Origin of the sequence: Mycobacterium sp. E2479 (genome assembly GCF_001667925.1) — a bacterium.
In the GTDB taxonomy this organism is placed as follows: domain Bacteria; phylum Actinomycetota; class Actinomycetes; order Mycobacteriales; family Mycobacteriaceae; genus Mycobacterium.
The window spans coordinates 78,424-102,321 of sequence record NZ_LZJR01000165.1 but is presented as its reverse complement, the minus strand read 5'-3'; the positions used below and the strand labels follow the sequence as shown (position 1 = coordinate 102,321).

General features: G+C 66.5%; 22 protein-coding genes. 10 read left to right on the top strand and 12 right to left on the bottom strand.

Annotation, left to right across the window (positions count from 1 at the left end; all coding sequences use genetic code 11):
* The 3 genes from A5686_RS28160 to eccA form a co-directional block, all read left to right on the top strand.
* On the top strand, positions 1-129 hold a 129-nt coding region (locus A5686_RS28160), incomplete at its 5' end, for a hypothetical protein (RefSeq protein ID WP_231986488.1).
* Complete coding sequence (gene eccE / locus A5686_RS26035; protein WP_067940485.1) at positions 126-1,736, top strand: type VII secretion protein EccE; 1,611 nt, start codon at positions 126-128, stop codon at positions 1,734-1,736. The genes A5686_RS28160 and eccE, both read left to right, overlap by 4 nt.
* A gap of 103 nt (positions 1,737-1,839) precedes the next feature.
* The gene (gene eccA / locus A5686_RS26030) at positions 1,840-3,699 is read left to right on the top strand and encodes a type VII secretion AAA-ATPase EccA (RefSeq protein WP_156750246.1); all 1,860 of its coding nucleotides are present in this window, start codon (positions 1,840-1,842) and stop codon (positions 3,697-3,699) included.
* A 3-nt stretch (positions 3,700-3,702) separates the two neighbouring features.
* Here the strand turns inward: eccA and A5686_RS26025 are convergent, their stop codons facing one another.
* Positions 3,703-4,143 (bottom strand): nitroreductase family deazaflavin-dependent oxidoreductase, encoded by a 441-nt coding sequence (locus A5686_RS26025; protein ID WP_067940479.1) that lies wholly within the window; start codon positions 4,141-4,143, stop codon positions 3,703-3,705.
* A 1-nt stretch (position 4,144) separates the two neighbouring features.
* Entirely contained in the window at positions 4,145-4,996 is an 852-nt protein-coding gene (locus tag A5686_RS26020) for an NAD(P)H-binding protein (RefSeq protein ID WP_067940478.1), read from the bottom strand.
* Positions 4,997-5,107: 111 nt separating this feature from the next.
* Here A5686_RS26020 and sigI point away from each other — a divergent pair, with 111 nt between their 5' ends.
* Positions 5,108-5,965, top strand: a complete 858-nt coding sequence (gene sigI / locus A5686_RS26015; protein ID WP_067940475.1) for an RNA polymerase sigma factor SigI — start codon at positions 5,108-5,110, stop codon at positions 5,963-5,965.
* On the opposite strand, the gene A5686_RS26010 is transcribed toward sigI, so the two are convergent.
* A complete protein-coding gene (locus A5686_RS26010) occupies positions 5,962-7,182 on the bottom strand; it encodes a MinD/ParA family protein (RefSeq protein WP_067940473.1) in 1,221 nt (406 codons plus the stop codon). The genes sigI and A5686_RS26010 overlap by 4 nt on opposite strands.
* A gap of 165 nt (positions 7,183-7,347) precedes the next feature.
* Between A5686_RS26010 and A5686_RS26005 the strand changes: the two genes are divergently transcribed.
* From A5686_RS26005 to A5686_RS25995, 3 genes are all read left to right on the top strand, one after another.
* The gene (locus tag A5686_RS26005; RefSeq protein WP_067940470.1) at positions 7,348-7,587 is read left to right on the top strand and encodes a hypothetical protein; all 240 of its coding nucleotides are present in this window, start codon (positions 7,348-7,350) and stop codon (positions 7,585-7,587) included.
* 236 nt (positions 7,588-7,823) lie between these two features.
* Positions 7,824-12,407, top strand: a complete 4,584-nt coding sequence (gene gltB / locus A5686_RS26000; RefSeq protein ID WP_067940468.1) for a glutamate synthase large subunit — start codon at positions 7,824-7,826, stop codon at positions 12,405-12,407.
* Positions 12,400-13,866, top strand: a complete 1,467-nt coding sequence (locus A5686_RS25995) for a glutamate synthase subunit beta (protein WP_067940465.1) — start codon at positions 12,400-12,402, stop codon at positions 13,864-13,866. The genes gltB and A5686_RS25995 overlap by 8 nt, the downstream gene beginning before the upstream one ends.
* Positions 13,867-14,261: 395 nt before the next feature.
* Here the strand turns inward: A5686_RS25995 and A5686_RS25990 are convergent, their stop codons facing one another.
* Positions 14,262-15,113, bottom strand: a complete 852-nt coding sequence (locus A5686_RS25990) for an LLM class F420-dependent oxidoreductase (RefSeq protein ID WP_067940462.1) — start codon at positions 15,111-15,113, stop codon at positions 14,262-14,264.
* 51 nt (positions 15,114-15,164) lie between these two features.
* Here A5686_RS25990 and A5686_RS25985 point away from each other — a divergent pair, with 51 nt between their 5' ends.
* Positions 15,165-15,596, top strand: coding sequence for a hypothetical protein (locus A5686_RS25985; protein ID WP_067940458.1), 432 nt, complete (start codon positions 15,165-15,167; stop codon positions 15,594-15,596).
* Positions 15,597-15,673: 77 nt separating this feature from the next.
* Positions 15,674-16,681 (top strand): PHP domain-containing protein, encoded by a 1,008-nt coding sequence (locus tag A5686_RS25980; RefSeq protein WP_067940455.1) that lies wholly within the window; start codon positions 15,674-15,676, stop codon positions 16,679-16,681.
* On the opposite strand, the gene dinB is transcribed toward A5686_RS25980, so the two are convergent.
* Both dinB and A5686_RS25970 read right to left on the bottom strand, forming a co-directional pair.
* Complete coding sequence (dinB, locus tag A5686_RS25975; protein WP_067940453.1) at positions 16,678-17,892, bottom strand: DNA polymerase IV; 1,215 nt, start codon at positions 17,890-17,892, stop codon at positions 16,678-16,680. The two genes, A5686_RS25980 and dinB, sit on opposite strands and share 4 nt — an antisense overlap.
* Positions 17,893-17,921: 29 nt before the next feature.
* Positions 17,922-18,560: a TetR/AcrR family transcriptional regulator gene (locus A5686_RS25970; RefSeq protein WP_067940450.1), complete on the bottom strand. Its 639-nt coding sequence runs from the start codon at positions 18,558-18,560 to the stop codon at positions 17,922-17,924.
* Positions 18,561-18,637: 77 nt separating this feature from the next.
* On the opposite strand from A5686_RS25970, the gene A5686_RS25965 reads away from it, so the two are divergent.
* Positions 18,638-20,107, top strand: a complete 1,470-nt coding sequence (locus A5686_RS25965; protein WP_067940447.1) for an NAD(P)/FAD-dependent oxidoreductase — start codon at positions 18,638-18,640, stop codon at positions 20,105-20,107.
* Positions 20,108-20,111: 4 nt separating this feature from the next.
* Here A5686_RS25965 and rraA read toward each other — a convergent pair whose 3' ends face one another.
* The 6 genes from rraA to A5686_RS25935 form a co-directional block, all read right to left on the bottom strand.
* Positions 20,112-20,597: a ribonuclease E activity regulator RraA gene (gene rraA / locus A5686_RS25960; RefSeq protein WP_067940444.1), complete on the bottom strand. Its 486-nt coding sequence runs from the start codon at positions 20,595-20,597 to the stop codon at positions 20,112-20,114.
* A 14-nt stretch (positions 20,598-20,611) separates the two neighbouring features.
* The gene (locus tag A5686_RS25955) at positions 20,612-21,052 is read right to left on the bottom strand and encodes a nucleoid-structuring protein H-NS (protein ID WP_067940442.1); all 441 of its coding nucleotides are present in this window, start codon (positions 21,050-21,052) and stop codon (positions 20,612-20,614) included.
* A 108-nt stretch (positions 21,053-21,160) separates the two neighbouring features.
* Entirely contained in the window at positions 21,161-21,658 is a 498-nt protein-coding gene (locus tag A5686_RS25950; RefSeq protein WP_067940439.1) for a copper resistance CopC family protein, read from the bottom strand.
* A complete protein-coding gene (locus A5686_RS25945) occupies positions 21,655-22,323 on the bottom strand; it encodes a YcnI family protein (RefSeq protein WP_067940436.1) in 669 nt (222 codons plus the stop codon). The genes A5686_RS25950 and A5686_RS25945 overlap by 4 nt, the downstream gene beginning before the upstream one ends.
* Positions 22,324-22,349: 26 nt before the next feature.
* Entirely contained in the window at positions 22,350-23,006 is a 657-nt protein-coding gene (locus A5686_RS25940) for a DUF6474 family protein (RefSeq protein ID WP_067940433.1), read from the bottom strand.
* Positions 23,007-23,136: 130 nt separating this feature from the next.
* On the bottom strand, positions 23,137-23,535 hold the full coding sequence (locus tag A5686_RS25935; protein WP_067940431.1) for a secretion protein EspR: 399 nt from the start codon (positions 23,533-23,535) through the stop codon (positions 23,137-23,139).
* Between the last annotated feature and the right edge of the window lie 363 nt (positions 23,536-23,898).

Here is a 23,898-nt window from a genome sequence, read left to right as displayed (position 1 = left end):
GCCATTAGCAGCAAGGCGCCCCCGCCGCCCGACCACCGGGCACGCAACATCGCCATCGGATTCCTGGGGGTCGTGGCTGCCGGTGTATTGGTGTTCGCGATCGCGGCGCGACTGCGGAGGGCTCGATGAGGCCCGACCTGACCGGCTTCAGCCGCGGCAGCAACCGGCGGGTGTTCGGCGTGTGGGTGGTGTTCGTTCTCGCATTCGCCGGTTGGCTTGTGGCCGGGTACATCGGCTCGGCTGCCGCCGTGGCGGTGGGGATCGCGCTGGTCTTTGTGCGGTGGTGGGGTCAGCCGGCGTGGTCGTGGGCCGTCTTGTGGCGGCGTGGCCGGCGCCCGATCGAATGGACTGCACCGACCACCGTGGCCAACAACCGATCCGGTGGCGGGGTCCGCGTGCAAGACGGTGTCGCCGTGGCCGCGGTGCAGCTTCTCGGCAGGGGTCACCGAGCGACCATGGTGACCGGCTCGGTGACGGTCGAGACCGAAAACGTGCTCGACATCGTCGAATTGGTGCCGATGCTGCGCCAGGCGTTGGGCCTGGAGCTCGATTCGATCAGCGTCGTCACCATCGGTTCTCGGCACGGCACCACCGGAGACTTCCCCCGAGTGTACGACTCGGAGATAGGGACGCCCCCCTACGCGGGCCGCCGCGAGACATGGCTGATCATGCGGCTGGCGGTGATCGACAACGCCCAGGCCCTCTTCTGGCGCACGACCGTTGGCGCGGCGGCCATTTCAGCCGCACAACGCATCGCGGGGCGGTTGCGCTGCCAAGGATTGCGGGCGAAGGTGGCCACCGCCACCGACCTTGTCGAGCTCGATCGGCGGCTCGGACGAGACGCGGTGTCGGGAAACGTGCAGAGATGGAAAGCCATACGCGGAGAAGCGGGTTGGATGACCACCTACGCATACCCGGCCGAGGCGATCACGTCACGCAACCTCTCGCAGGCGTGGACGTTGCGCGCCGACGAGGTCATCCAGAACGTCACGGTGTTTTCCGACGGCCAATGCACCGCGACGATCACCGTGCGCACACCGACGCCCGCACCGACGCCGCCCAGCGTGATTCTGCGCCGGCTCAACGGCGAGCAGGCAGCTGCCGCGGCCACGAACATGTGCGGTCCCCTTCCCCACCTGCGGGGCATTCGGCGCAGCCCGTTGCCCGCACAACTGGTCACCGAGATCGGACCGTCGGGCGTCCTGATCGGCAAACTGAGCAACGGTGATCGGCTGCTTATGCCGGTTACCGACGCCGGTGAATTGTCGCGTGTGTTCGTTGCAGCGGACGACCCGGTCGCCAAGCGACTCGTGATCCGCACCGCCGGCGCCGGCGAACGGGTCTGCGTGCACACCCGTGACATGTCGCGCTGGGTTAGCGTGCGCATGCCGGAGATCAGCGTCGTCAGCAGCTCACGTCCCGCACCACGGACCACGGTGAGCGTGGTGGAATACGCGGCGAAACGGGGTAGCGGTTTCGGCGCGGCCGAAGGCGGAGGTGTCGAGGCTGCGATCTCACCCACTCCGCGACCGGCGACCGTGATCACCGTCGCACCCGCGGGCGTCACGCTCTCCGAGGCGCAACGGCACGGGTTTGAGGTGATCATCGAGCAGATCGGCCAGGCGGCGGTGAATGTCAGTGCAGCAGGACAGGATTGGCTTGTCGAGATGGACATGTTCCGCGCCGAGAACCGCTACGTCAGCCTCGAGCCGGTAAGCATGTCGGTCGGCACATAGCAGGTCGGTTGGGCGAGTTCGAGGCACAGTGTGATAGGCGCACGGACCGGTTGCGGTGCTAACCCGAAAGGGCTGTGGACGGCTGCCTGCAACCTCGGAGACCATATCCGGAATGGGGGATGCGGTGGGTGATTTACAAACGGCCCGAAGACATTTCGACCGTGCCATGGCGATCAAGAGTCAGCAGGGCCGCGCGGCGGCGCTACCCGAGTTCGTTGCCGCCACCGACGCCGACAAGTCGATGGCCGATGCGTGGCTGGGGCGCATCGCGTGCGGTGACAACGACCTGGCGTCGTTGCGCCAGCTCTACGTCACGAGCGAATGGTTACACCGCGAGACCACCCGCATCGGGCAGACACTGGCCGCGGAGATCCAGCTGGGCCCCTACATCGGCATCACCGTCACCGACGCATCACAGGTCGGGCTGGCGTTGGCGTCCGCGTTGACGATCGCCGGGGAATACGCCGAGGCCGACAAGCTGCTGGCCAACCCAGACCTGCTGGACTCGTGGACCAACTACCAGTGGCACCAATTGGCCCGAACGTTTTTGATGTACCGCGCGCAACGCTGGCCGGACGTGCTGCTGACCGCCGCCGAGGAGCTGCCCGCCCACGCCATCGTGATGTCGGCTGTGACGGCGTCGATTTGCGCGCTGGCAGCCCACGCTGCCGCCCACCTCGGGCAGGGCCGGGTCGCGCTGGACTGGCTCGACCGGGTGGACGTGATCGGCCACACCCAGTCGTCGTCACGCTTCGACTCCGATGTGTTGACGGCCTCGATCGGCCCGGCCGACATTCCGCTGCTCGTCGCCGATCTGGCCTACGTGCGGGGGATGGTGCACCGGCAGCTGCGCGAGGAGGACAAGGCCCAGATCTGGCTTTCCAAGGCCACCATCAACGGCGTGTTGACCGAGGCGGCCAAAGAAGCGCTGGCCGACCCGAACCTGCACCTGGTCGTGACCGACGAGCAAACCATCGACCGCCGCACCGACAGATGGGACGCGTCGTCGGCCAAGAGCCGCGACGAACTCGATGACGACGCCGCCAACGATCGACGCGCCGAGCTGTTGGCCGAGGGCCGCGAGCTGCTGGCCAACCAGGTGGGACTGGCGGCGGTGAAGGAAGCGGTCGCTGCGCTGGAAGATCAACTCGAAGTGCGAACAATGCGGCTCGAGCACGGCCTGCCGGTGGAGGGCCAGACCAATCACATGCTGCTGGTCGGCCCGCCCGGTACCGGCAAAACAACCACCGCGGAAGCCTTGGGCAAGATCTATGCCGGCATGGGAATCGTGCGGCACCCCGAGATCCGTGAGGTGCGCCGATCGGATTTCTGCGGCCACTTCATCGGCGAATCCGGGCCCAAGACCAATGAACTGATCGAAAAGTCGCTTGGTCGAATTATTTTCATGGATGAGTTCTATTCCCTGATCGAGCGCCATCAGGACGGCACACCCGACATGATCGGCATGGAGGCCGTGAACCAACTCCTGGTTGCGTTGGAGGTTCACCGATTCGACTTCTGTTTCATCGGTGCCGGCTACGAAGACCAAGTGGATGCGTTCCTTACCGTGAACCCGGGATTGGCCGGCAGGTTCAACCGCAAGCTCCGCTTCGAGTCCTACTCGCCGGCGGAGATCGTCGAGATCGCACATCGCTACGCCACGCCGCGCGCCAGCTTGCTCGACTCGGGTGCACGCGAATCGTTCTTGGACGCGGCCACGACCATCCGCAACTACACCACCCCGGGCGGGCGCCACGGCATCGATGCCATGCAGAACGGCAGGTTCGCCCGCAACGTCGTCGAACGCGCCGAGGGCTTTCGTGACACCCGAGTGGTCGCACAGAAGCGCGCGGGTCAACCGGTGACCGTGGAGGACCTGCAAATCATTACCGCGGCCGACCTGCAGGCCGCGGTGCGCAGCGTGTGTTCGGACAACCGCGACATGGCGGCCATCGTCTGGTGACGGCTACGCCGGCTCGAAGCGGAAAACGGCGAGCCGGCCCGCCAGCGCTTCGAATTCGTCGGCCGTTCCGTCGCGCACCATCCCCGACCGTTTCGCAAACGCCACACCCACCGGGACTTCGGTGGGGAAGGCCCGCAGCACCGGCCGGGCCTCGCCGGGGGACAGTTCGACGATCCGGACCGAACGTGAACGCCGGCCCCGGCTGAGCGTGCCAATGCCAGCGGCCCGGGCATTCGCCGCCCAGTCTGCGCCGGGATACCCGGCCACCACGTACAGGCCACCCTGGAAATGGAAAGGGGTCATCGGAGTGCTGCGCGGCTGACCCGACTTGCGGCCGGGCACGGTGAGAACCATTGCGGGCCCGGTCGGAATCCCGAGCCGTTGCACCGCCATCATGAACTTGTTCATCGGCTTGAGGTAGCGCGGAGGACGCGGATCGGTCATCTCAGATTCCGACTTTCTCGTTGTCGAACATTCCGCGGTGTTCGAAAACCCAGTGCGCGAACGGAACTGCCGGACGGCCGAGGATCTTCTCGACATCGGGTGTGACCAGCGCGGGCTCGTCGAGCGTCGCGCCGAGCATCGCGATGTAGGCGTCGGCGAATCCGGCTCCGAACCCCAACCCGATAAACCGTTGCCGCACCGCCTTAGCGGGGATTTCGCGATACTGCAGCGTCCGGCCTAGAACAGCGCCGATTACCTCGACCAGTTCCGCGTTGGTGAACGCACGGGGACCGGTCAACGGGATCCGCTGTCCGACAAGTTCATCGGTGAGCAACGCGTGCGCCGCTACGCCGGCGATGTCGGTCTCGACGATCGGCGCGGTCGATGCGGCGGCGTACGGCCCGGCGACCACGTCGCCGGCGCGGATCTGCGCCGACCACATGCCGGCGAAATTCGTCGCGAACACCGTGGGCCGCAGGCTCACCCAGGACAGGCCGGAATCGACCGCCAGACGTTCGACCTCCCTGTTGCGGTCACCGCGAAACCGGGACGGCTGCCGACTGACATCATCGTCGGCATTGATCGCCGACAACGCGACCAGCTTGGTGACTCCGGCCCGTCCGCAGTGCTCCACCACTTCTTCCAACTCCCCGCCCAGCGCACGCGAGTTCAGAAACACCGCGGAGGCACCCGAAAGCGCGGCGGTGGCCGAACCGAACACCGCCACGTTCGGGGGAAGGCCGGCCGGCGCCGGCTGTCGGGTGACCGCCCGAACTCGGGCTCCCGCGGCAAGCAGTTCGGCGACGAGTGGACGGCCGACGTTGCCGGTCGCACCGGTGACGACGATAGTCATGAGTGGGTTCCTTCCGTGAACTTCTCGCACTGCTGAAACGACGGGGCAAAAGGTGGGAAAGTTACATCGCGAACGGCGTAACTTTTTGCCTCAACAAATCGTCGAAGAGTCATGAACCAGTCGCCGTCCGCCAGCGATCAGGTCAGCGAGGCCTGGCGTCGCCACCGCCCGTATCTGGTCAACCTCGCCTACCAGATGCTGGGTGACATCGGCGAGGCCGAAGACATTGCGCAGGAGGCCTTTCTGCGGCTTTCGCGCGCCGACGTCAACGAGATCGAAGACGCGCGCGGCTGGCTGACCGTGGTGGCGAGCCGCCTGTGTCTCGACCAGGTGCGCTCGGCCCGGGCCCGGTACGAGCGCCCCGGCGACGTCGACGAGCAACCGGCACCGCGCCGCTTCGACCCGGCCGACCGGGTCACCCTCGATGACGAGATCCGCGCCGCGCTGCTCGAAGTATTGCGCAGGCTCAGTCCCGGTGAACGAGTCGCCTTCGTGCTGCACGACGTATTCGGCGTCCCCTTCGACTCGATCTCGCAAACGGTGGGCCGCCCGGTCGGTACCTGCCGTCAGCTGGCACGGCGCGCACGGTCGAAATTTCATGCCGCGCAACCGAACCTGACCGACGTCACGCCGGCAGAGCACCGGATGGTCACCGAAAAGTTCATCACCGCATGCGCCAACGGTGATCTCCAAGCGTTGGCCGCGGTCCTGGATCCGACGGTATGGGGCGTGGGCACGATCCTCGCGGACCCGGCACCCCCACCACAGATCAACCACGGGCCAGATGCCGTGGCCACCAACCTGTTGCGCTACCTGTGGCCGGACGTGACCCTGGTCAGCGGCCCCGCCGGGGGACCGGTGCTGCTGGCCTTCAGCGAACGGCGCCTGTTCGCCGTCATCGTGCTGACCATCCGCGAATCCCGGGTGTGCAAGATCGAGGCGATCGCCGACCCATCGGCGCGGGCTTAGTCCTGCTTCTGAGCTGGACGCTCTTTCGCGCCGTCGGGACGGGCCGCGAAGTAGCCGGCGATGGCCGCGGTGACCTCGAGGAACTTGCGGCGCGTGGCCGGCGCCATCTCGTGGCCGACGTCGATCACGCCGCCGGGCCGCAGATGCGGGTCGAACGGCACTTCGATGACCGGGCGGCCGTGATCGGCGAACTCGCGGGCGAGCAGGGCCCGGGTGCGTTTGTCGGCATGCCCGTCGGAATCGTTGAGTACCACGATGCTGTGCTGCAGCAGCGTGGTGAAGCCGTGATCGGCCAGCCACTCCATGGTCCGCGCCGCGGCGGATGCGCCGTCGGCCCAGGGCGAAGACACCACGATCAGAGCATCGAGGTCGCGCAGGACTTCCTGGGTGAGCGGCGAGTCCATCGTCGAACCACAGTCGATGACCGAGATTGTGAAATGGCGGTCCAGCCGCAGCGCGGCTTCCCGGTAGATCGCTGGATCGAGCACCCGGCGCGGGCCCGACGCCGGTTCGCCGCCGAGCACGTGCAGACCCGCGGGATTACGGCCCAGCCGCGCCGCCACATCATGGAAGGACCGGAGGTTCTTGTCGGCGGTGAGCTCCCAGAACGAGCCCGTAGACGCCGGATCGATCCGGCTGCTCAGCCGGCCGAAGGCGGTGTCGGCGTCGATGGCCACGACGTCATCGTGCCGGCGGAGTGTGGCGAACAGTGATGCCACGCTTGCGGCCACCGATGTCTTTCCCACGCCGCCCTTGCCCAGCACACCGACCTTGTAGTTGCCATGGAGGCGGGTCCGGATGGCGGCTTCGAACTCCGCCTCCTGCTGCTGGGCGGGCGACGGTCCGAGGGTGATCAGGCCGAAGGTGGCCAGCCGCAGGGCACGCCGCCAACCGCGGTCGGGCAACTCCCCGCCGCCCCGCTTGAAATTCGGCTGGAAAGCCGTGCGGAGCGGCTGCTGCGGTGGGGGATGGGTCGGCGGCCGGAACGATGGCGGAGCCGGCTGAGTAGGTGGCGACCAGCCGTGCGGCGGCGCCGGAGAAGAAGCCGATGGCGGACGCGGGGGAGCGGGCCGCTGGGCGACCGGAGGAGTGGCGGACCGGGACTCTTGGGGTGCGGGGTGGGGCTGCTGCGGGAAGGGCCCGGACGGGTGTGGTGCGGGGGTGCTCGGCCGTTCGGGCTGCAGACGGTCCCGCAGGAATTCGTCGCGCTCGTTCATGGGCTCCTCGCGTGCCAGGTGGTCGATTGTCGCGCCGATGGACCGGTGGCGACGAACGTATTACGTGATAAGCGCCACCGTCCAACCCGTGACGCCGGGGTGTGATCAATCCCGTCCAGTATCTCCTGCCGTGTTCGGTGCGCGAACGTGCAAACTCCGCCTCGCGTGGCTTCGGACTGCCGAGACACGCCGGGCGGGGCGCTGAGCACGCGCACACCGGCGCTTGGCGACATCGTCAATCATCCCGACGTGGCCGTCAGCAAACTCACCGGACTAGCCTGCCCCGACCAGGACGGCCTGGAATACGCGCAGCTGTGGGAAGAATTCGTCGCCCCGGCGGGCGGCGGGCATAATTGGAGTCCCACCCCAGCAGCGAAATTTACGGCGCTGCCGGCTGGCGGCTAGACTTTAGGAAGTTGGCATGTCAGGCGGGTATTGTCATATCGTTTTACGACTTGTCGAGACCGGTTCCAGGCCACCGTTCAAAGCTGCACGGACCTCCCTAGCAGGATCACCTCCACCTGGGGTACAGCCCATCGAGACAAGACCGAAGGGGTTCTAGCCCGCAACCTTGGGGTGCGACCTCGTCGGGGCCGCTGCTAACGGCCGCGCAGAACGTTCAGGTGAAGGGTCAGGTGCATATGACGCCCAAGCGCGTCGGGTTATACAACCCCGCGTTCGAGCACGACTCGTGCGGGGTTGCCATGGTCGTCGATATGCACGGCCGTCGTAGCCGCGACATCGTGGAGAAGGCAATCACCGCGCTGCTGAACCTCGAGCACCGGGGTGCCCAGGGCGCCGAACCTCGCAGTGGTGACGGCGCCGGCATCATGCTTCAGGTCCCGGACGCCTTTCTGCGCGGGGTCGTCGACTTCGAGTTGCCCGCGGAGGGCAGCTACGCCACCGGCATCGCGTTCCTGCCGCAGTCGTCCAAGGACGCCGCGACGGCGTGTGCCGCGGTGGAGAAGATCGCCGAAGCCGAGGGCCTGACGGTGCTGGGCTGGCGCAACGTGCCGATCGACGACTCGTCACTGGGCGCGTTGTCCCGCGACGCGATGCCCACCTTCCGGCAGGTATTCATGGCAGGCGCATCCGGCATGACGCTGGAGCGCCGCGCCTACATAGTGCGTAAGCGCGCCGAACACGAACTTGGCACCAAGGGGCCCGGACAAGACGGTCCCGGCCGCGAAACCGTCTATTTCCCAAGCCTTTCCGGTCAGACTCTCGTCTACAAGGGCATGCTGACCACGCCCCAGCTCAAGGCTTTTTATCTTGACCTGCAAGACGATCGGTTGACCAGCGCGCTGGGTATCGTGCACTCCCGGTTCTCCACCAACACCTTCCCGTCGTGGCCGCTGGCACATCCATTCCGCCGCGTCGCGCACAACGGTGAGATCAACACCGTCACCGGTAACGAGAACTGGATGCGGGCCCGCGAGGCGCTGATCAAGACCGACATTTTCGGAGCCGAAGCCGACGTCGAGAAGTTGTACCCGATCTGTACGCCGGGGGCGTCCGACACCGCGCGTTTCGATGAGGTGCTCGAACTTCTCCATTTAGGCGGACGCAGCCTGGCCCACGCGGTGTTGATGATGATCCCCGAGGCCTGGGAGCGCAACGAGTCGATGGACCCCGCGCGACGGGCGTTCTACCAGTACCACGCCTCGTTGATGGAGCCGTGGGACGGCCCCGCATCGATCACGTTCACCGACGGAACCGTCATCGGCGCCGTGCTGGACCGTAATGGTTTGCGCCCCTCGCGAATCTGGGTCACCGAAGACGGCTTGGTCGTCATGGCGTCCGAGGCCGGTGTGCTGGACCTGGATCCGGCCAAGGTGGTCCGCCGGATGCGGTTGCAGCCCGGGCGCATGTTCCTGGTGGACACCGCGCAGGGCCGCATCGTCTCCGACGAGGAGATCAAAGCGGAGCTGTCCGCCGAGCACCCGTACCAGGAGTGGCTGGACAGGAACCTGGTCCCGCTCGATGACCTGCCGCAGGGCAACTACAAGCGGATGCCCCATGACCGCCTCGTCAAGCGCCAGCAGATATTCGGCTACACCTACGAAGAACTCAACCTCTTGGTCGCGCCGATGGTCCGCAGCGGCGCCGAGCCGATCGGGTCGATGGGCACCGACACCCCGGTGGCAGTGCTCTCGCAGCGGCCCCGGATGCTCTACGACTACTTCCACCAGCTCTTCGCACAGGTGACCAACCCGCCGCTGGATGCGATCCGCGAGGAGGTGGTGACCAGTCTGCAAGGCACCACCGGCGGCGAGCGCGACCTGCTCACGCCGACCGAGCGCTCGTGTCATCAGATCGCGCTGTCACAGCCGATTCTGCGCAACCGGGAACTGGCGAAGCTGATCAACCTCAACCCCGATGACGAGGTCAATGGTCGCCCGCATGGCATGCGCTCCAAGGTGATTCGGTGTCTGTATCCCGTCGCAGAGGGCGGCGCCGGGCTGGCCACCGCGCTCGAGGAGGTGCGCGCGCAGGCGTCCGCGGCGATCGCTGACGGCGCGCGAGTGATCATCCTGTCCGACCGCGAATCCGACGAACGGATGGCGCCCATCCCGTCGCTGCTCGCGGTGGCGGGGGTGCACCACCACCTGGTGCGCGACCGGACCCGCACTCACGTCGGTCTGGTGGTGGAAACCGGTGACGCCCGAGAGGTCCACCACATGGCCGCGCTGGTCGGCTTCGGTGCCGCGGCGATCAACCCGTACATGGCGTTCGAGTCCATCGAGGACATGCTCGATCGCGGCGTGATCGAAGGAATCGACCGCAAGACGGCGCTGAGCAACTACATCAAGGCCGCCGGCAAGGGCGTGCTGAAAGTCATGTCCAAGATGGGCATTTCGACGGTGGCGTCCTACACCGGTGCTCAGTTGTTCCAGGCGGTCGGCATTTCCGAGGACGTGCTAAGCGAGTACTTCACCGGCTTGAGTTGTCCGATCGGCGGCGTCACCCTGGACGACATCGCCGCCGACGTCGCCGCCCGGCACGCGCTGGCCTACCTGGACCGCCCGGACGAGCGGGCCCACCGCGAGCTCGAGGTGGGTGGGGAATACCAGTGGCGCCGCGAAGGCGAATACCACCTGTTCAACCCGGAGACCGTCTTCAAGCTGCAGCACGCGACGCGCACCGGCCAGTACAAGGTGTTCAAGGACTACACCCGGCTGGTCGACGACCAGAGCGAGCGGATGGCATCGCTGCGCGGCCTGCTCAAGTTCCGGGCCGGGGTCAATCCCCCGATTCCCGTGGAGGAGGTCGAGCCCGCCAGTGAGATCGTCAAGCGCTTCTCGACCGGGGCGATGAGCTACGGCTCGATCTCCGCCGAGGCGCATGAGACGCTGGCCATCGCGATGAACCGGTTGGGCGGCCGGTCCAACAGCGGTGAAGGCGGCGAAGACGTCAAGCGGTTCGACCGCGATCCCAATGGCGATTGGCGGCGCAGCTCGATCAAGCAGGTCGCCTCCGGGCGCTTCGGCGTCACGTCGCACTACCTGACAAACTGCACCGACATCCAGATCAAGATGGCCCAAGGTGCGAAACCCGGTGAGGGCGGCCAGCTTCCGGGGCACAAGGTGTACCCGTGGGTTGCCGAAGTACGGCACTCCACCCCGGGCGTGGGGCTGATTTCGCCGCCACCGCACCACGACATCTATTCCATCGAGGACCTGGCGCAGCTGATCCACGACCTGAAGAACGCCAACCCGTCCGCGCGGGTGCACGTCAAGCTCGTCTCCGAAAACGGTGTCGGCACGGTCGCCGCGGGTGTGTCCAAAGCCCATGCCGACGTGGTGCTGATCTCCGGGCACGACGGCGGCACCGGCGCGACGCCGCTGACCTCTATGAAGCACGCGGGGGCTCCGTGGGAGCTGGGACTGGCCGAGACGCAGCAGACGTTGCTGCTGAACGGGTTACGCGACCGGATCGTGGTTCAGGTCGACGGCCAGCTCAAGACGGGCCGCGACGTGATGATCGCCGCGCTGCTCGGCGCCGAGGAATTCGGCTTCGCCACCGCGCCGCTGGTGGTCTCCGGCTGCATCATGATGCGGGTTTGCCACCTGGACACCTGCCCCGTCGGCGTGGCCACCCAAAACCCGGTGCTGCGCGAACGCTTCACCGGCAAGCCCGAATTCGTCGAGAACTTCTTCATGTTCATCGCCGAAGAGGTGCGCGAATACATGGCGCAATTGGGATTCCGCACGCTCAACGAGGCGGTCGGCCAGGTGAACTCCTTGGACATGACGCTGGCGCGGGCCCACTGGAAGGCACACCGGCTGGATCTGACTCCGGTCCTGCACGAGCCGGAATCGGCGTTCATGAACCAGGACCTCTACTGCAGCTCGCGCCAAGACCACGGTCTGGATAAGGCGCTCGACCAGCAGTTGATCGTGATGAGCCGCGAGGCGCTGGACTCCGGAACGCCGGTCCGGTTCTCCACGACGATCAGCAACGTCAACCGCACGGTGGGCACCATGCTTGGCCATGAGGTTACCAAAGCCTATGGCGGACAAGGGTTGCCGGACGGAACCATCGACATCACCTTCGATGGCTCGGCGGGCAACAGCTTCGGTGCGTTTGTGCCGCGGGGCATCACCCTGCGCGTCTACGGCGACGCCAACGACTATGTGGGCAAGGGCCTGTCCGGTGGGAGGATCGTCGTTCGGCCCTCGGATGACGCGCCTTCGGACTACGTCGCCGAGGACAACATCATCGGCGGCAACGTGATCCTGTTCGGCGCGACCAGCGGCGAGGTGTACCTGCGCGGCGTCGTCGGCGAGCGGTTCGCCGTCCGTAACTCCGGGGCGCACGCCGTCGTCGAGGGTGTCGGCGACCACGGTTGCGAATACATGACCGGCGGCAAGGTGGTCGTCCTCGGTCGCACCGGCCGCAACTTCGCGGCCGGGATGTCCGGCGGCGCGGCCTACATTTACGATCCGCAGGGCGAATTCCCAGGCAATCTCAACGCGGAGATGGTCGAGCTCGAGAGCTTGGACGAAGATGACTACGAGTGGTTGCACGGCATGATCCAGGCACACGTTGATGCCACCGATTCCGCTATCGGCCAGCGCATTCTGGGTGATTGGCCGCAACACCGGCGACACTTCACCAAGGTGATGCCGCGGGACTACAAGCGGGTACTGCAGGCCATCGCCGAAGCGGAACGCGACGGGGTGGATGTCGACAAGGCGATCATGGCGGCCGCGCATGGCTGATCCGAGCGGCTTCCTGAAATACCCGCATCGGGAACTGCCGAAGCGCCGGCCTGTCCCGCTGCGGTTGCGCGACTGGCACGAGGTCTACGAAGAATTCGACAACGAGACCCTGCGCGAACAGGCGACCCGCTGCATGGACTGCGGTATTCCGTTCTGCCACAACGGTTGCCCGCTAGGCAACCTGATTCCGGAATGGAACGACCTGGTGCGCAGGGACCGGTGGCGCGATGCCATCGAACGGTTACACGCCACCAACAACTTTCCGGATTTCACCGGGCGGCTGTGCCCGGCTCCCTGCGAACCTGCCTGCGTGCTCGGCATCAACCAGGATCCGGTGACGATCAAGCAGATCGAGCTGGAGATCATCGACAAGGCCTTCGACGAGGGCTGGGTGCGGCCGTTACCGCCGGACACGAAGACCGGGAAGAAGGTCGCCGTGGTCGGTTCCGGTCCGGCGGGTTTGGCCGCCGCCCAGCAGCTGACCCGCGCCGGCCATACGGTCACCGTGTTCGAGCGGGCCGATCGCATCGGTGGACTGCTGCGCTACGGCATCCCGGAATTCAAGATGGAAAAGCGCGTCCTGGACCGCCGGCTGGACCAAATGCGGGCCGAGGGAACCGAATTCCGCGTCGGGGTCAATGTCGGTGTCGACATCACCGCCGAGCAACTGCGTGCCGAGTTCGACGCCGTGGTGCTGGCCGGCGGTGCCACGGCAGCGCGCGATCTGCCGATCCCCGGCCGCGAACTGCAGGGCATCCACCAGGCGATGGAATATTTGCCGTGGGGTAACCGCGTGCAGGAAGGCGACGACGTGCTGGGCCCCGACGGGGAGCCGCCGATCACCGCCAAAGACAAGAAGGTCGTCATCATCGGTGGCGGGGACACCGGCGCCGACTGCCTGGGCACCGCGCACCGGCAGGGCGCGGCCGTCATCCACCAGTTCGAGATCATGCCGCGCCCGCCGGAGACACGCGCGCCGTCCACCCCGTGGCCGACCTACCCGCTGATGTACCGGGTGTCCTCGGCGCACGAAGAGGGCGGCGAACGGGTGTTCTCGGTCAACACCGAGGAATTCGCCGGCGAAGACGGTCACGTGACGGCGCTCAAGGCGCACGAGGTGACCATGCAAGACGGCAAATTCGTCAAGGTGGAGGGGTCCGAGTTCGAACTCGAGGCCGACCTGGTGTTGCTGGCGATGGGATTTGTCGGCCCCGAGACCGAGGGCTTGCTCACCGACCTCGAGGTGAAACTCACCGAGCGCGGCAACGTCGCCCGCGGGGCCGATTTCGACACGTCGGTTCCGGGCGTCTTCGTTGCCGGTGACATGGGTCGTGGCCAGTCGCTGATCGTCTGGGCGATAGCTGAGGGCAGGGCCGCGGCGGCCGCAGCGGACCGGTTCCTGATGGGGGCTACCGCGCTGCCGGCCCCGATCAAGCCCACCGCGGTGCCGCTTCAGTAGTAACATCAGTCACTCCAGAAACACCGTCGACTTCGTCCGGCGAGTCTCCCACTGTTTGCCAGACGTCAGGTGTCTAATGGCCCGTTGTGAGCCCGCTCACATGGGGGTCACACCGGTTTCCCGGTTGAACGGACTGATCGCAGGAGAGATTCTTGTGCATATCCACCCATTACCTCGAACACGGATGGGGCGAATCGCCTGGTCATGGTTGCGTCACCCGGTGAAAAGTCGCGAATTTCCAGCCAAGCATGAGCGGCTGGTGACCGCACAGGACTGGCTGCTTTTCGGCGCGTGATCGCCTGCCCGGGCGCCCCAACTGGCGCGCGGCGGGTTTGCTCTGGGGTGCTTGGCAAAATTTTCGCCGGGCGGTTCGAAAATGCGCCGGGAAAACGGCATCACCGCGTGGATAAACCCGAGTCCCGGATCGCCTCGGCGAGCGGTTCCAGCACGGCCGGGTCGTGTGGCGGGGGAAGGTAGACGATGCCCAGATCTAAGCCTTCGGCGGCCAGCCCGGCCGCGTCCTCGATGACTTTCCCGTAGTTCAGGTCCGGCTCCAGGCGCAGGTGTGCCGAGAGCGTGATCTCCTTGGGATCGCGGCCGATGTCCGCACAGTGCGAGGCCAGAACGTCACGCTTGTGGGCGAACACGTCGGGCGGACCGCCCACGAAATTCCAGTGCTGGGCGTAGCGAGCGGTGATCCGCAGCGTGCGCTTCTCCCCACTGCCGCCGATGCAGATCGGCGGGTGCGGCCGCTGCGGACCCTTGGGCTCGTTGCGAGCACCCTTGAGCTGGTAGAACTTGCCGTCGAAGTCGGTGGTCTGCTGGCTGAGCAGGCTGGTCAGCACCTCGCACGCCTCCTCGAAGCGGTCGAAGCGTTCCTTGATACTGCCCAGTTCGATGCCGTAGGCGCCGGACTCCTCTTCGTTCCAGCCGGCGCCGATCCCCAGCTCGAGCCGTCCGTTCGAGATGATGTCCAGCGCCGCCGCCATGTTGGCCAGCACCGCGGGATGGCGGTAGTGGATCCCGGTCACCAAAGTCCCCACCCGCAGCCGCTTGGTGGCCTGCGCGAGCGCGGTCAGCGTCGTCCAGCCCTCCAGGCAGGGCCCGGCGCTGTCGGAGAAGATCGGGTAGAAGTGGTCGAACGTCCAGCCGGACTCGTAGACCTCGATGTCATCGGCGGCTCGCCAGACGGAGAGCATCTGCGCCCAGGTGGTGTTCTGCGGAGAAGTCTTGAAAGCGAATCGCATGACAACGACGTTAGCCGGTGTTTATGAAGGGCAACTAAACTCAACCGCGCGATGACTGGCTCCCTCGGAATAGACACCAAGATCACCCTGCTGGCGGCGGGCCTGATCTTCTTGCTTGCACTGGTTTTGGGCGTATGGAAATACCGCGAGATGATGACGTCGCAGACCCACCTCGCGCACCCCTACGTCGACATCGCGCACCGCGCCGCGCTGCTGTATTCGTTCGCGACGCTGCTGCTCGCTGCCTTCGTTCAGCTGAGCGCCTGGCCGGTTTGGGTGAACCTCACCGCCACGGGCGTGGTCGTCTTCTTCTTCGTGGCGGCGATCCTGGCCTACATCTACCACGGAGCGCGGCGTGACACCGTCAACCAGTTCGAAAACGCCGACCGCAGCATCGCGGTGGCGATGGCGTTGCTGATCGTCGGCGAGATCGGCGGGTTCAGTGTGCTGCTCGCCGGATTCGTCGTCGGCCAGCTCATCTGATGCGCGGTGGTCTAGCGGCGACCTGCGGCGCCCGGCTCCGCCGCGCTCGCAGTCACCGCGTGGGCACACTGGGAGTCATGGATCCGGTAGCGGCGTTACGGCAGATCGCCTACTTCAAGGACCGCAGCCGCCACGATCCCAGACGCGTGATGGCCTATCGCAACGCGGCCGACATCATCGAGGCGCTCGACGACGCGACCCGGGAGCGTCACGGGCAGGCCAACAGCTGGCAGACCCTGCCGGGTATCGGCCCCAAGACCGCCAAAGTCATCGACCAGGCGTGGTCTGGCCGCGAGCCCGACCTGCTGGTCGAACTGCGTTCCACGGCCGAAGATCTCGGTGGCGGCGAGATCCGGTCCGCGCTGCGGGGTGATCTGCATCTGCACTCCAACTGGTCGGACGGCTCGGCGCCGATCGAGGAGATGATGGCGTCCGCCGCGGCGCTGGGCCACGAATATTGTGCGTTGACCGACCACTCACCGCGGCTGACCATCGCTAATGGCCTGTCGCCGGAGCGGTTACGCAAGCAACTCGACGTCATCGAGGGCCTGCAGGAGCAGTTCGCACCGATGCGCATCCTGACCGGGATCGAGGTGGACATCCTCGACGACGGCAGCCTCGACCAGGAACCCGAGCTGCTCGACCGCCTCGACGTAGTGGTGGCCAGCGTGCATTCCAAGCTGTCGATGGATGCCGCCGCGATGACCCGGCGCATGCTGCGCGCGGTGACCAACCCGCACGCCGATGTGCTCGGTCACTGCACCGGCCGGCTGGTATCCGGGAATCGTGGCATCCGGCCGGAGTCCAAGTTCGACGCCGAGGCGGTGTTCACCGCATGCCGCGATCACGGCACGGCGGTCGAGATCAACTCGCGGCCCGAGCGGCGTGATCCGCCGAGCCGGCTGCTGAACCTGGCGCTGGAGATCGGATGCGTGTTCACCATCGACACCGACGCCCACGCGCCGGGCCAGCTCGACTTTCTGGGATATGGCGCACAGCGCGCGCTGGACGCGGGCGTCCCCGTCGACCGGATCGTGAACACCTGGCCGGCGGACAAGCTGCTGGAGTGGACCGGGACGAATTAGTCGGGCAAGTGCGGCATCTCGAAGCCCGGATCGCGGCCAAGCAGCACCGCGGGAGTGAGCGCTGACTTGCCGTAGCGCCGGCGCACCCGGTCGATGGCCGCATCGATGTCGTCGCCGGGCACGCGGTGCTTGGGCTCGCCGAACGGCAGCGTCAACTGCTGGGACCCGCTGCGGTCGATGCCCGACACCGCGAACCCGACCAACGTCAGTCCGCGCTGCGCGATGAGCGGCGCAGCGTCCGCGACCAGTCGGCGTGCGGCGGCCAAAATTGGCGCCGTGGAGGAGGTGGCCCACGGCAACGTATGCGAGCGGGTCGCCCGGGTGAAGTCGTCGAAGCGCAGCCGCAGCACCACCGTGCGACCGGTACGCGCCGCCGCCCGCATGCGGCCGGTGATGCGGTCGACAAGATCCACCACTACGGCGTCGATTTCCCTGTGCGACATGGTATTTCCGGCGCGTCCTAGCGCCCGCTGAGCGCCGACGGACCGGCGACGCACGCCGGTGGTCACCCGGCGGCGGTCGATATTGCGGGACAACGCGTACAGCTGGCGACCCATCGCACCACCCACCATCGAGCCCAGCGCGGACTCGCTGAGCTCGGCGACGTCGCTGACGGTCACGATGCCGTGCGCGCGCAGCTTCTCGGCGGTCACCGCGCCCACACCCCAGAGCCGGCGCACCGGCAGCGGCCGCAGGAACGTCAGCTCCTGATCGGGCGGCACCAGCAGCAGTCCGTCGGGCTTGGCTTCCTGGCTGGCGACCTTGGCGAGGAATTTCGTGCGGGCGACGCCGACGGTGATGGGCAGACCGACGTGGTCGCGCACGTCCGCCCGCAACCGCTCGGCGATCGCGACCGGCTTGCCGCTTACCCGGCGCAGTCCGCCGACATCGAGGAAGGCTTCGTCCACCGATAGCGCCTCGACGATCGGAGAGCAATTGCGAAACACCTCGAAGACGGCGTCGCTGGCGCGCGAATAGGCGCTCATCCGCGGGGGCACCACGACGGCGTGTGGACACAGCCTTCGCGCCTGCGAGCCGCCCATGGCCGTACGCACGCCATATGCCTTGGCCTCGTAGCTCGCGGCCAGCACCACACCGCCGCCGACGATCACCGGGCGGCCGCGCAAAGTGGGGTCGTCGCGTTGTTCGACGGACGCGTAGAACGAGTCGAGGTCCGCGTGCAGGATGGAAGCATCGCACCGCACGAACATATGTTCGCATACGGCCCCGACACCCGTGGTCAGCAGGCTTTGCCGTAGACGCTGCTGACCCAGATGTGCACCAGCGTGTCGAGCAGTTGCTCGTCGGGCACCGACGGTCGCCCGTCGGCGAACGAGCTGAGCATGACCTTCTCGTTGAGCAGGTTCAGCGCCGCGGAGAGATTCTGGGCCGGCAGCGTCACCGGCGCCGCACCGCGAGCGCGTTCGGCTTCGATCACGGTGGTGGTGTGATCAACCCACTTCTGCATGAAGCGAGACCACAGCTCGCCGACGTCCTTGTTGGTGCGCGCGGCGTCGGCGGCCAGCGACACCGCCCGATGTGCACCGAACGTCTCGACGAAGACATTGATCCCTATGCGCCACAACGCTTTCAGATCGGCGGGCGGATTGGCGACCATGGTCTCCAGCGCGGAGTCGGCTTCCATGATCACGCGCTCAAACAAGGTGAACAACACCGCGTCTTTCGACGGGAAGTAAAAGTAGAACGTCGGGCGCGACAGTCCGGCCCCCTTGGCCAGGTCGTCGACCGAGATGTCGGCGAGGGGGCGCTCTTTCAGCAGTCGCTCGGCGGTGGACAGAATGGCCAGTTCACGGTCGTCGCCGGACGGGCGCGCCGAACGCCTGCCTCGGTGGGTGCGCGCGGAACCGACAGTAGTCACGGGCGCTACTTTACACCGTGTCGAGAATTTCAACAGGGTGTTGACTAGTTCAACACGGTGTTGATAGCGTTGGATTCATGACTGAGCACCTTGACGTCCTCATCGTGGGCGCCGGCATCTCCGGCGTGAGCGCGGCCTGGCACCTGCAGGAACGCTGCCCGACAAAGAGCTACGCCATTCTCGAACGCCGCGCCGACCTCGGCGGAACGTGGGACCTGTTCAAATACCCGGGGATCCGGTCGGACTCCGACATGTTCACCCTGGGCTTCCGGTTCAAGCCCTGGCGATCGGCGAAGTCCATCGCCGACGGAGCGTCGATCAAGTCCTATATCAAAGAAGCCGCGGTCGAGAACCGGATCGAGCCGCACATCCGCTACCGCCACCGGGTGGTGGCCGCCGACTGGTCCGATGCCGACAACCTCTGGACCCTGACCGTCGAGAGCGATGGCGGCCAGAGCGAGATCACGTGCTCGTTCTTGTTCGCCTGCACCGGCTACTACAACTATGACGAGGGATATTCGCCCACCTTCCCCGGCGCGGACGACTTCGGGGGCACCATTGTCCATCCGCAACACTGGCCGGAGGACCTCGACTATGCGGGCAAGCGCATCGTCGTCATCGGTTCCGGAGCCACCGCGATCACCCTGATTCCCGCCCTGGTCAACTCGGGCGCCGGGCACGTCACGATGCTGCAGCGCTCGCCGACCTACATCGGCTCGCTGCCCGGTGTTGATCCCTTCGCAGTCAAGGCGAACCGACTGCTGCCCGACCGCCTCGCGCATATGGCCAACCGGTGGAAAGCTATCGCGTTCAGTACCTTTCAGTATCAGCTGTCCCGCAAGGCGCCGGGCTATATGCGCAAGACGTTGATGACCATGGCGCAGCGGCGCCTACCGGAGGGCTACGACGTCGAAAAGCACTTCGGCCCGCGCTACAACGTCTGGGATGAGCGGCTGTGCCTGGCGCCCGACGGCGACTTCTTCCGGACCATCCGCCACGGTAAGGCCGACGTCGTCACCGACACCATCGAGCGGTTCACCAAGACCGGTATCAGGCTCACCTCGGGTGAAGAGCTGGCGGCCGACATCATCATCACCGCAACGGGGTTGAACATGCAGTTGCTGGGCGGGGTGAAGCCGACCCGCAACGGTGCGGACATCGATCTGACCTCACTGATGACCTACAAGGGCCTGATGTTTTCCGGTGTGCCGAACTTCGCCATCACCTTCGGATACACGAACGCGTCCTGGACGCTGAAGGCTGACCTGGTCTCCGAATTCGTCTGCCGATTGCTGAACTACATGGACGCCAAAGGCTTTGACTTCGTGGAGCCTCAGCACCCGGGCAATGACGTTGACGAGCTGCCGTTCATGGACTTCACTCCCGGCTACTTCCGGCGTTCGATGGACCTGTTGCCCAAGTCGGGGTCGCGGGCACCGTGGCGGCTCAAGCAGAACTACTTCATCGACATGCGCACCATCCGGCGTGGCAAGGTCGACGACGAAGGCTTGAAGTTCGCGAAAAAGCGTGTGCCGGTGGCGGTTTAGCGGATTACTGTTCTAGGGCGACGACGATTATGCCGTCGTCGTCGCTGTAGGCGATCTCGCCCGGCACGAACGTCACCCCGCCCAGGGTGATCTCGACATCGCGCTCGCCGGCGCCGGTTTTGGTGCTCTTGCGGGGATTGGTGCCCAACGCCTTGATACCGATATCCATGCCGCGCAACGTGGCAGAGTCGCGCACCGCGCCGTTGACGATGAGCCCGGCCCAGCCATTTGAGCGGGCCAGCTCGGCGATCACATCGCCGACCAGCGCGGTATGCAGGGAGCCGTCGCCGTCGATGACCAAGACGCCGCCGCCGCCCGGCTCCGAGAGGACCGACTTCAGCAGCGCGTTGTCCTGAAAACATCGCACGGTGCTGATCGGTCCGGCGAATTCGGTCCGGCCGCCCAACTGGCGGAATTGCACGTCGCAGCTGCGTACGTCGGGACCGATGCTGTCTACCAGGTCGGCCGTCGGCCGGAAAGACACCGTCACTTTGACACGGTAAATCAGCGGCGACGCAGCTGGCGGATGAGCAAGATGGCCAGCAGGCTCACGGCCAGGGCAACGATCAGCGGCACCGGAGATTGGCCCGCCGTCGGACCCGCGGCCGCGGGAGAGACGGGGTTGTTCGCGGCCTCCACCGTGGACTTCGCCTGTGCGGCAGCATCTTTGGCGGCCGCGGTTACGTCACCATTGCTTTCGGCGCGCCGCTGGACATCGACCGGCTGCTCGGGAGGTTTCGGCGGCGCGGGCTCGGCGTTCTTCGCCGGTGCCTTCTTGGCGGGCGCCTTCTTCGCCGGTGCCTTCTTGGCGGGCGCCTTTTTCGCCGGTGCTTTTTTGGCGGGCGCCTTGGCGGTCTTTTTCGCCGCCTTAGCGGGTGGTTTCTTCTCCGGCGGAGTGCCGGCGCCGTCGGGTGCGCTGTTGGTCGGGTCCTGCGGGTCTGCCATGCGGCCGCTCCTCGAGCTTCCTTCGTCGTCGTTCCCCCACCGGGTTCAAGGTCCCATCATGCCAGGACGCCTCGCGGCGCCTCGGCCGCCGGTCACCGGCCACCGGCGTCACCGCCGGCCACGCGTCGCCCACCACGCACCGCCGGCGACGAGTGCGACCGCGATGGCCACGAACGGCCAGACCGGGAGCGCGCCGCCGTCCGGGCCCGCCGCGGGGGGACCAGGCGTGCCCGTGCCGGGCACGGTGAGCCTGAACGACCAAGACCCGGACACCACGTGGCCATCGGCGGACGTCACGCGGTAGTTCACCGTGTACGTCCCGGCCGGTCCGAGTGCACGCAGCGCGATGCCGACGACCGCACCCCGCACGGCGGGCTCTCCGGCCGACCACACGTTGCCGTCGGGTCCCACCACCGTCATCGCGGCGAAGGTGGTTTGCAGCTGCTCGTTGAACGTGGCGCTCACCCGCTGCGGACCGGCCGCCAGCACCGCATCGGCCGCGGGATCGGTGGATATGCGGGTGGCGTGTGCCGACGCGGCCGGCGCCATCAGTGTGGCGATCACAAACGCGACGCCGGCGCACGCGCCAACCGCCAGGCGCCTCATGCCCGGCGGCGGATCAGTGCGATCGCGACGCCCGCAGCCGCGAGCACCAGAGCCGCGCCCGCAAGCAGTCGGGCGGTGTTATCGGCCGCGGTCGACCGCGCTGCGGCAGGCGCGGGGCTGGGCGACCCGTGGTGTTGGTGCGGTCCCGGCTGGGCGGTGGCGAGGGTGAGCATGGGCGCCGGGTGCTCCGGCTCGCTCCCGTCGGGCAGCGGCTGCTGATCCCAGTTCACGACGGTCCCGTCGGCGTAGGTCTGCGCGGCCGGGAAGCTGACGGTATCGGTGTCGGGCAGTTTCACCGACAACCGGAACAGCCCGAATTGATCCGGTCCGATCCCCCCGTTGGGCGCGGCGGTCCACGTCACCGAGCGCACGGTGCCGGACGCGACGTCCCGGTCGAGCTTGGCCGTCCAGCCGGGCAGGCTTTCGGTGCGTGCCGATGCGACGTCGGAGAGCGTGATGGTCAACGCCGTGGTGAGCGCCCCGGTGTTCGATTCGTTTGGCACCTGGAAGGTGACGACCGCCATGGCGCCCCGCACCGCGTTGTCACTACTGGCGTGCACATGCGCCCAGGCGGCGGGAGTTTGGGCCGCAGCCCCGAAATACAGGGCGACGGCCGCGGAGACAGCGATCAGGCTACGCGCGATCCACCTGCTGCGAACTGACATGGCGAAGTGCTGGGTTTCGGGCGGGTTCAGTTCAGTCCGAGGCGGGCCATCAGGTCCGCCTCGATCCCGTCGAGCTGCGACGAGATGGCGGCGTGGGCCGCGCGACGCCGTGCGGCAGGCATGTTTTCGGCGGCGGTGATCGCCGCGGACAGATCGGTCAGCCGCTCGGCTATCGCGGACACGAACTGCTTGGTCTCGGCATCCTTGGGCTTCTTGTCCTGCACCATTCGCAGCGATTTCTCCGCGCCGGCGATGCGGGCGGACAGTTGGGCGCCGTGACCGGAGAATTGGCCGATCTGAGCCAACGGAATGCCGAGCTGATCTGCGCGGCGCTGGTCGATCAGCGCGCGGACCGCGACGGCCCCACGGTAGATGAGGGGGGTGAGGATCGGTGCGAGCAGCCGAGACACGGTCAGCACCCGGCGGATTCGTGTCGGTGAGAAGATCTTGCCCTCCCGCGCGGCTTTGAGTTGGGCCTCAGCGACTTTCAATGCGTTGCGGTCGCTGTCTCGCTGCGCCTTGATCTGCGCGCGCAGCGCCTTGCCCTCCGCCCGTTGAGCGGCCTTGGCGCGCCGAACCTCGTGTTTTGCGGCCAGCTTGGCCTCGAGCTTCGCGCGGGCCTTGATCGCCCGGGCTTCAGCGCGACGCGTCGCGCGACTTTTTCGCTTGCGGAACAAGGCCATTCCCGGCCGCCTCCCGGTCATCTCGTGGATTAGCTCTCGCGGTTGCGCGATCCGCTTTGCCAACCCTAATCGGAATGGGCGGGCGGCAGCCCTCCAGGGCGGGCCCTACAGCCGGTGGCGGGCGTGGGCGTCAGGCGTCTAAGTGCTCGGCGCGTCGCAACTCGTTGACTCGCTCCATGACCTCATGCTGCGCCTCGGGGGAAAGCTCGGCCGTGCGCACCGCGATGCGGCGCACATTGTCGTCGCGCGTCGTGGCCAGCCACGACAATTCCCTGTCGAGCTTCTCGTAGTACTCGTCGTCGGTGAAGTAGGCCGACTTGATCCGGAAGAAGTTGGCCAAAGCGGCCATGGTCGCCGTCGACGGGTTGGTGCGATTGCCGGAACGCAACTGAGAGAGGTAGGGAGCCGACATCGTGATGCCCTCGGCCTTGAGCGCCGCGATCACTTCCGCGGAGGTGTGCGGCCCGCGTCCGGGCGGATACACCGTGTCGAACAGGCGGTTCAGGCGAGCAGCGAATGTCGTGCTCATTGATATGACCTCCACTGGGCTGTAGAAGTGAACTATTACCTAGGTGTATTTGCTGATCATGGTAGCGAGGCTTGGTGACCGTAACCAGGTGCAAACCCCGAGGGTACGCCGACCGGCATAGCTGACGCCTACCAACTTCTCACTTGACGAGCGTCTAACTGATTCGCTGGGGTGTCCACTAAAACACTGAAACTCACAGGTTATCCGCAGAATTCGGCATTCGCCGCTTAGTGGCGGACGGATGGCCTGCTGACGGGGGAAATAGCGTGCGACGCCGTGCTGAGCGACCGCACCGCAACGGATCAGCAAGCTGGGACGATTCAGCGCGCCCTTTGCTGCCGAGAACGAAATCCGCCTCGTTGA

What these genes read in the sequence shown, in the direction of transcription:
- eccE (WP_067940485.1), top strand. Translation starts at nt 126, where the DNA reads ATGAGGCCCGACCTGACCGGCTTCAGCCGCGGCAGCAACCGGCGGGTG.
- A5686_RS26025 (WP_067940479.1), bottom strand. Translation starts at nt 4,143, where the DNA reads ATGACCGATCCGCGTCCTCCGCGCTACCTCAAGCCGATGAACAAGTTC.
- A5686_RS26020 (WP_067940478.1), bottom strand. Translation starts at nt 4,996, where the DNA reads ATGACTATCGTCGTCACCGGTGCGACCGGCAACGTCGGCCGTCCACTC.
- sigI (WP_067940475.1), top strand. Translation starts at nt 5,108, where the DNA reads ATGAACCAGTCGCCGTCCGCCAGCGATCAGGTCAGCGAGGCCTGGCGT.
- A5686_RS26010 (WP_067940473.1), bottom strand. Translation starts at nt 7,182, where the DNA reads ATGAACGAGCGCGACGAATTCCTGCGGGACCGTCTGCAGCCCGAACGG.
- gltB (WP_067940468.1), top strand. Translation starts at nt 7,824, where the DNA reads ATGACGCCCAAGCGCGTCGGGTTATACAACCCCGCGTTCGAGCACGAC.
- A5686_RS25995 (WP_067940465.1), top strand. Translation starts at nt 12,400, where the DNA reads ATGGCTGATCCGAGCGGCTTCCTGAAATACCCGCATCGGGAACTGCCG.
- A5686_RS25990 (WP_067940462.1), bottom strand. Translation starts at nt 15,113, where the DNA reads ATGCGATTCGCTTTCAAGACTTCTCCGCAGAACACCACCTGGGCGCAG.
- A5686_RS25985 (WP_067940458.1), top strand. Translation starts at nt 15,165, where the DNA reads ATGACTGGCTCCCTCGGAATAGACACCAAGATCACCCTGCTGGCGGCG.
- A5686_RS25980 (WP_067940455.1), top strand. Translation starts at nt 15,674, where the DNA reads ATGGATCCGGTAGCGGCGTTACGGCAGATCGCCTACTTCAAGGACCGC.
- dinB (WP_067940453.1), bottom strand. Translation starts at nt 17,892, where the DNA reads ATGTTCGTGCGGTGCGATGCTTCCATCCTGCACGCGGACCTCGACTCG.
- A5686_RS25965 (WP_067940447.1), top strand. Translation starts at nt 18,638, where the DNA reads ATGACTGAGCACCTTGACGTCCTCATCGTGGGCGCCGGCATCTCCGGC.
- A5686_RS25955 (WP_067940442.1), bottom strand. Translation starts at nt 21,052, where the DNA reads ATGGCAGACCCGCAGGACCCGACCAACAGCGCACCCGACGGCGCCGGC.
- A5686_RS25950 (WP_067940439.1), bottom strand. Translation starts at nt 21,658, where the DNA reads ATGAGGCGCCTGGCGGTTGGCGCGTGCGCCGGCGTCGCGTTTGTGATC.
- A5686_RS25945 (WP_067940436.1), bottom strand. Translation starts at nt 22,323, where the DNA reads ATGTCAGTTCGCAGCAGGTGGATCGCGCGTAGCCTGATCGCTGTCTCC.
- A5686_RS25940 (WP_067940433.1), bottom strand. Translation starts at nt 23,006, where the DNA reads ATGGCCTTGTTCCGCAAGCGAAAAAGTCGCGCGACGCGTCGCGCTGAA.
- A5686_RS25935 (WP_067940431.1), bottom strand. Translation starts at nt 23,535, where the DNA reads ATGAGCACGACATTCGCTGCTCGCCTGAACCGCCTGTTCGACACGGTG.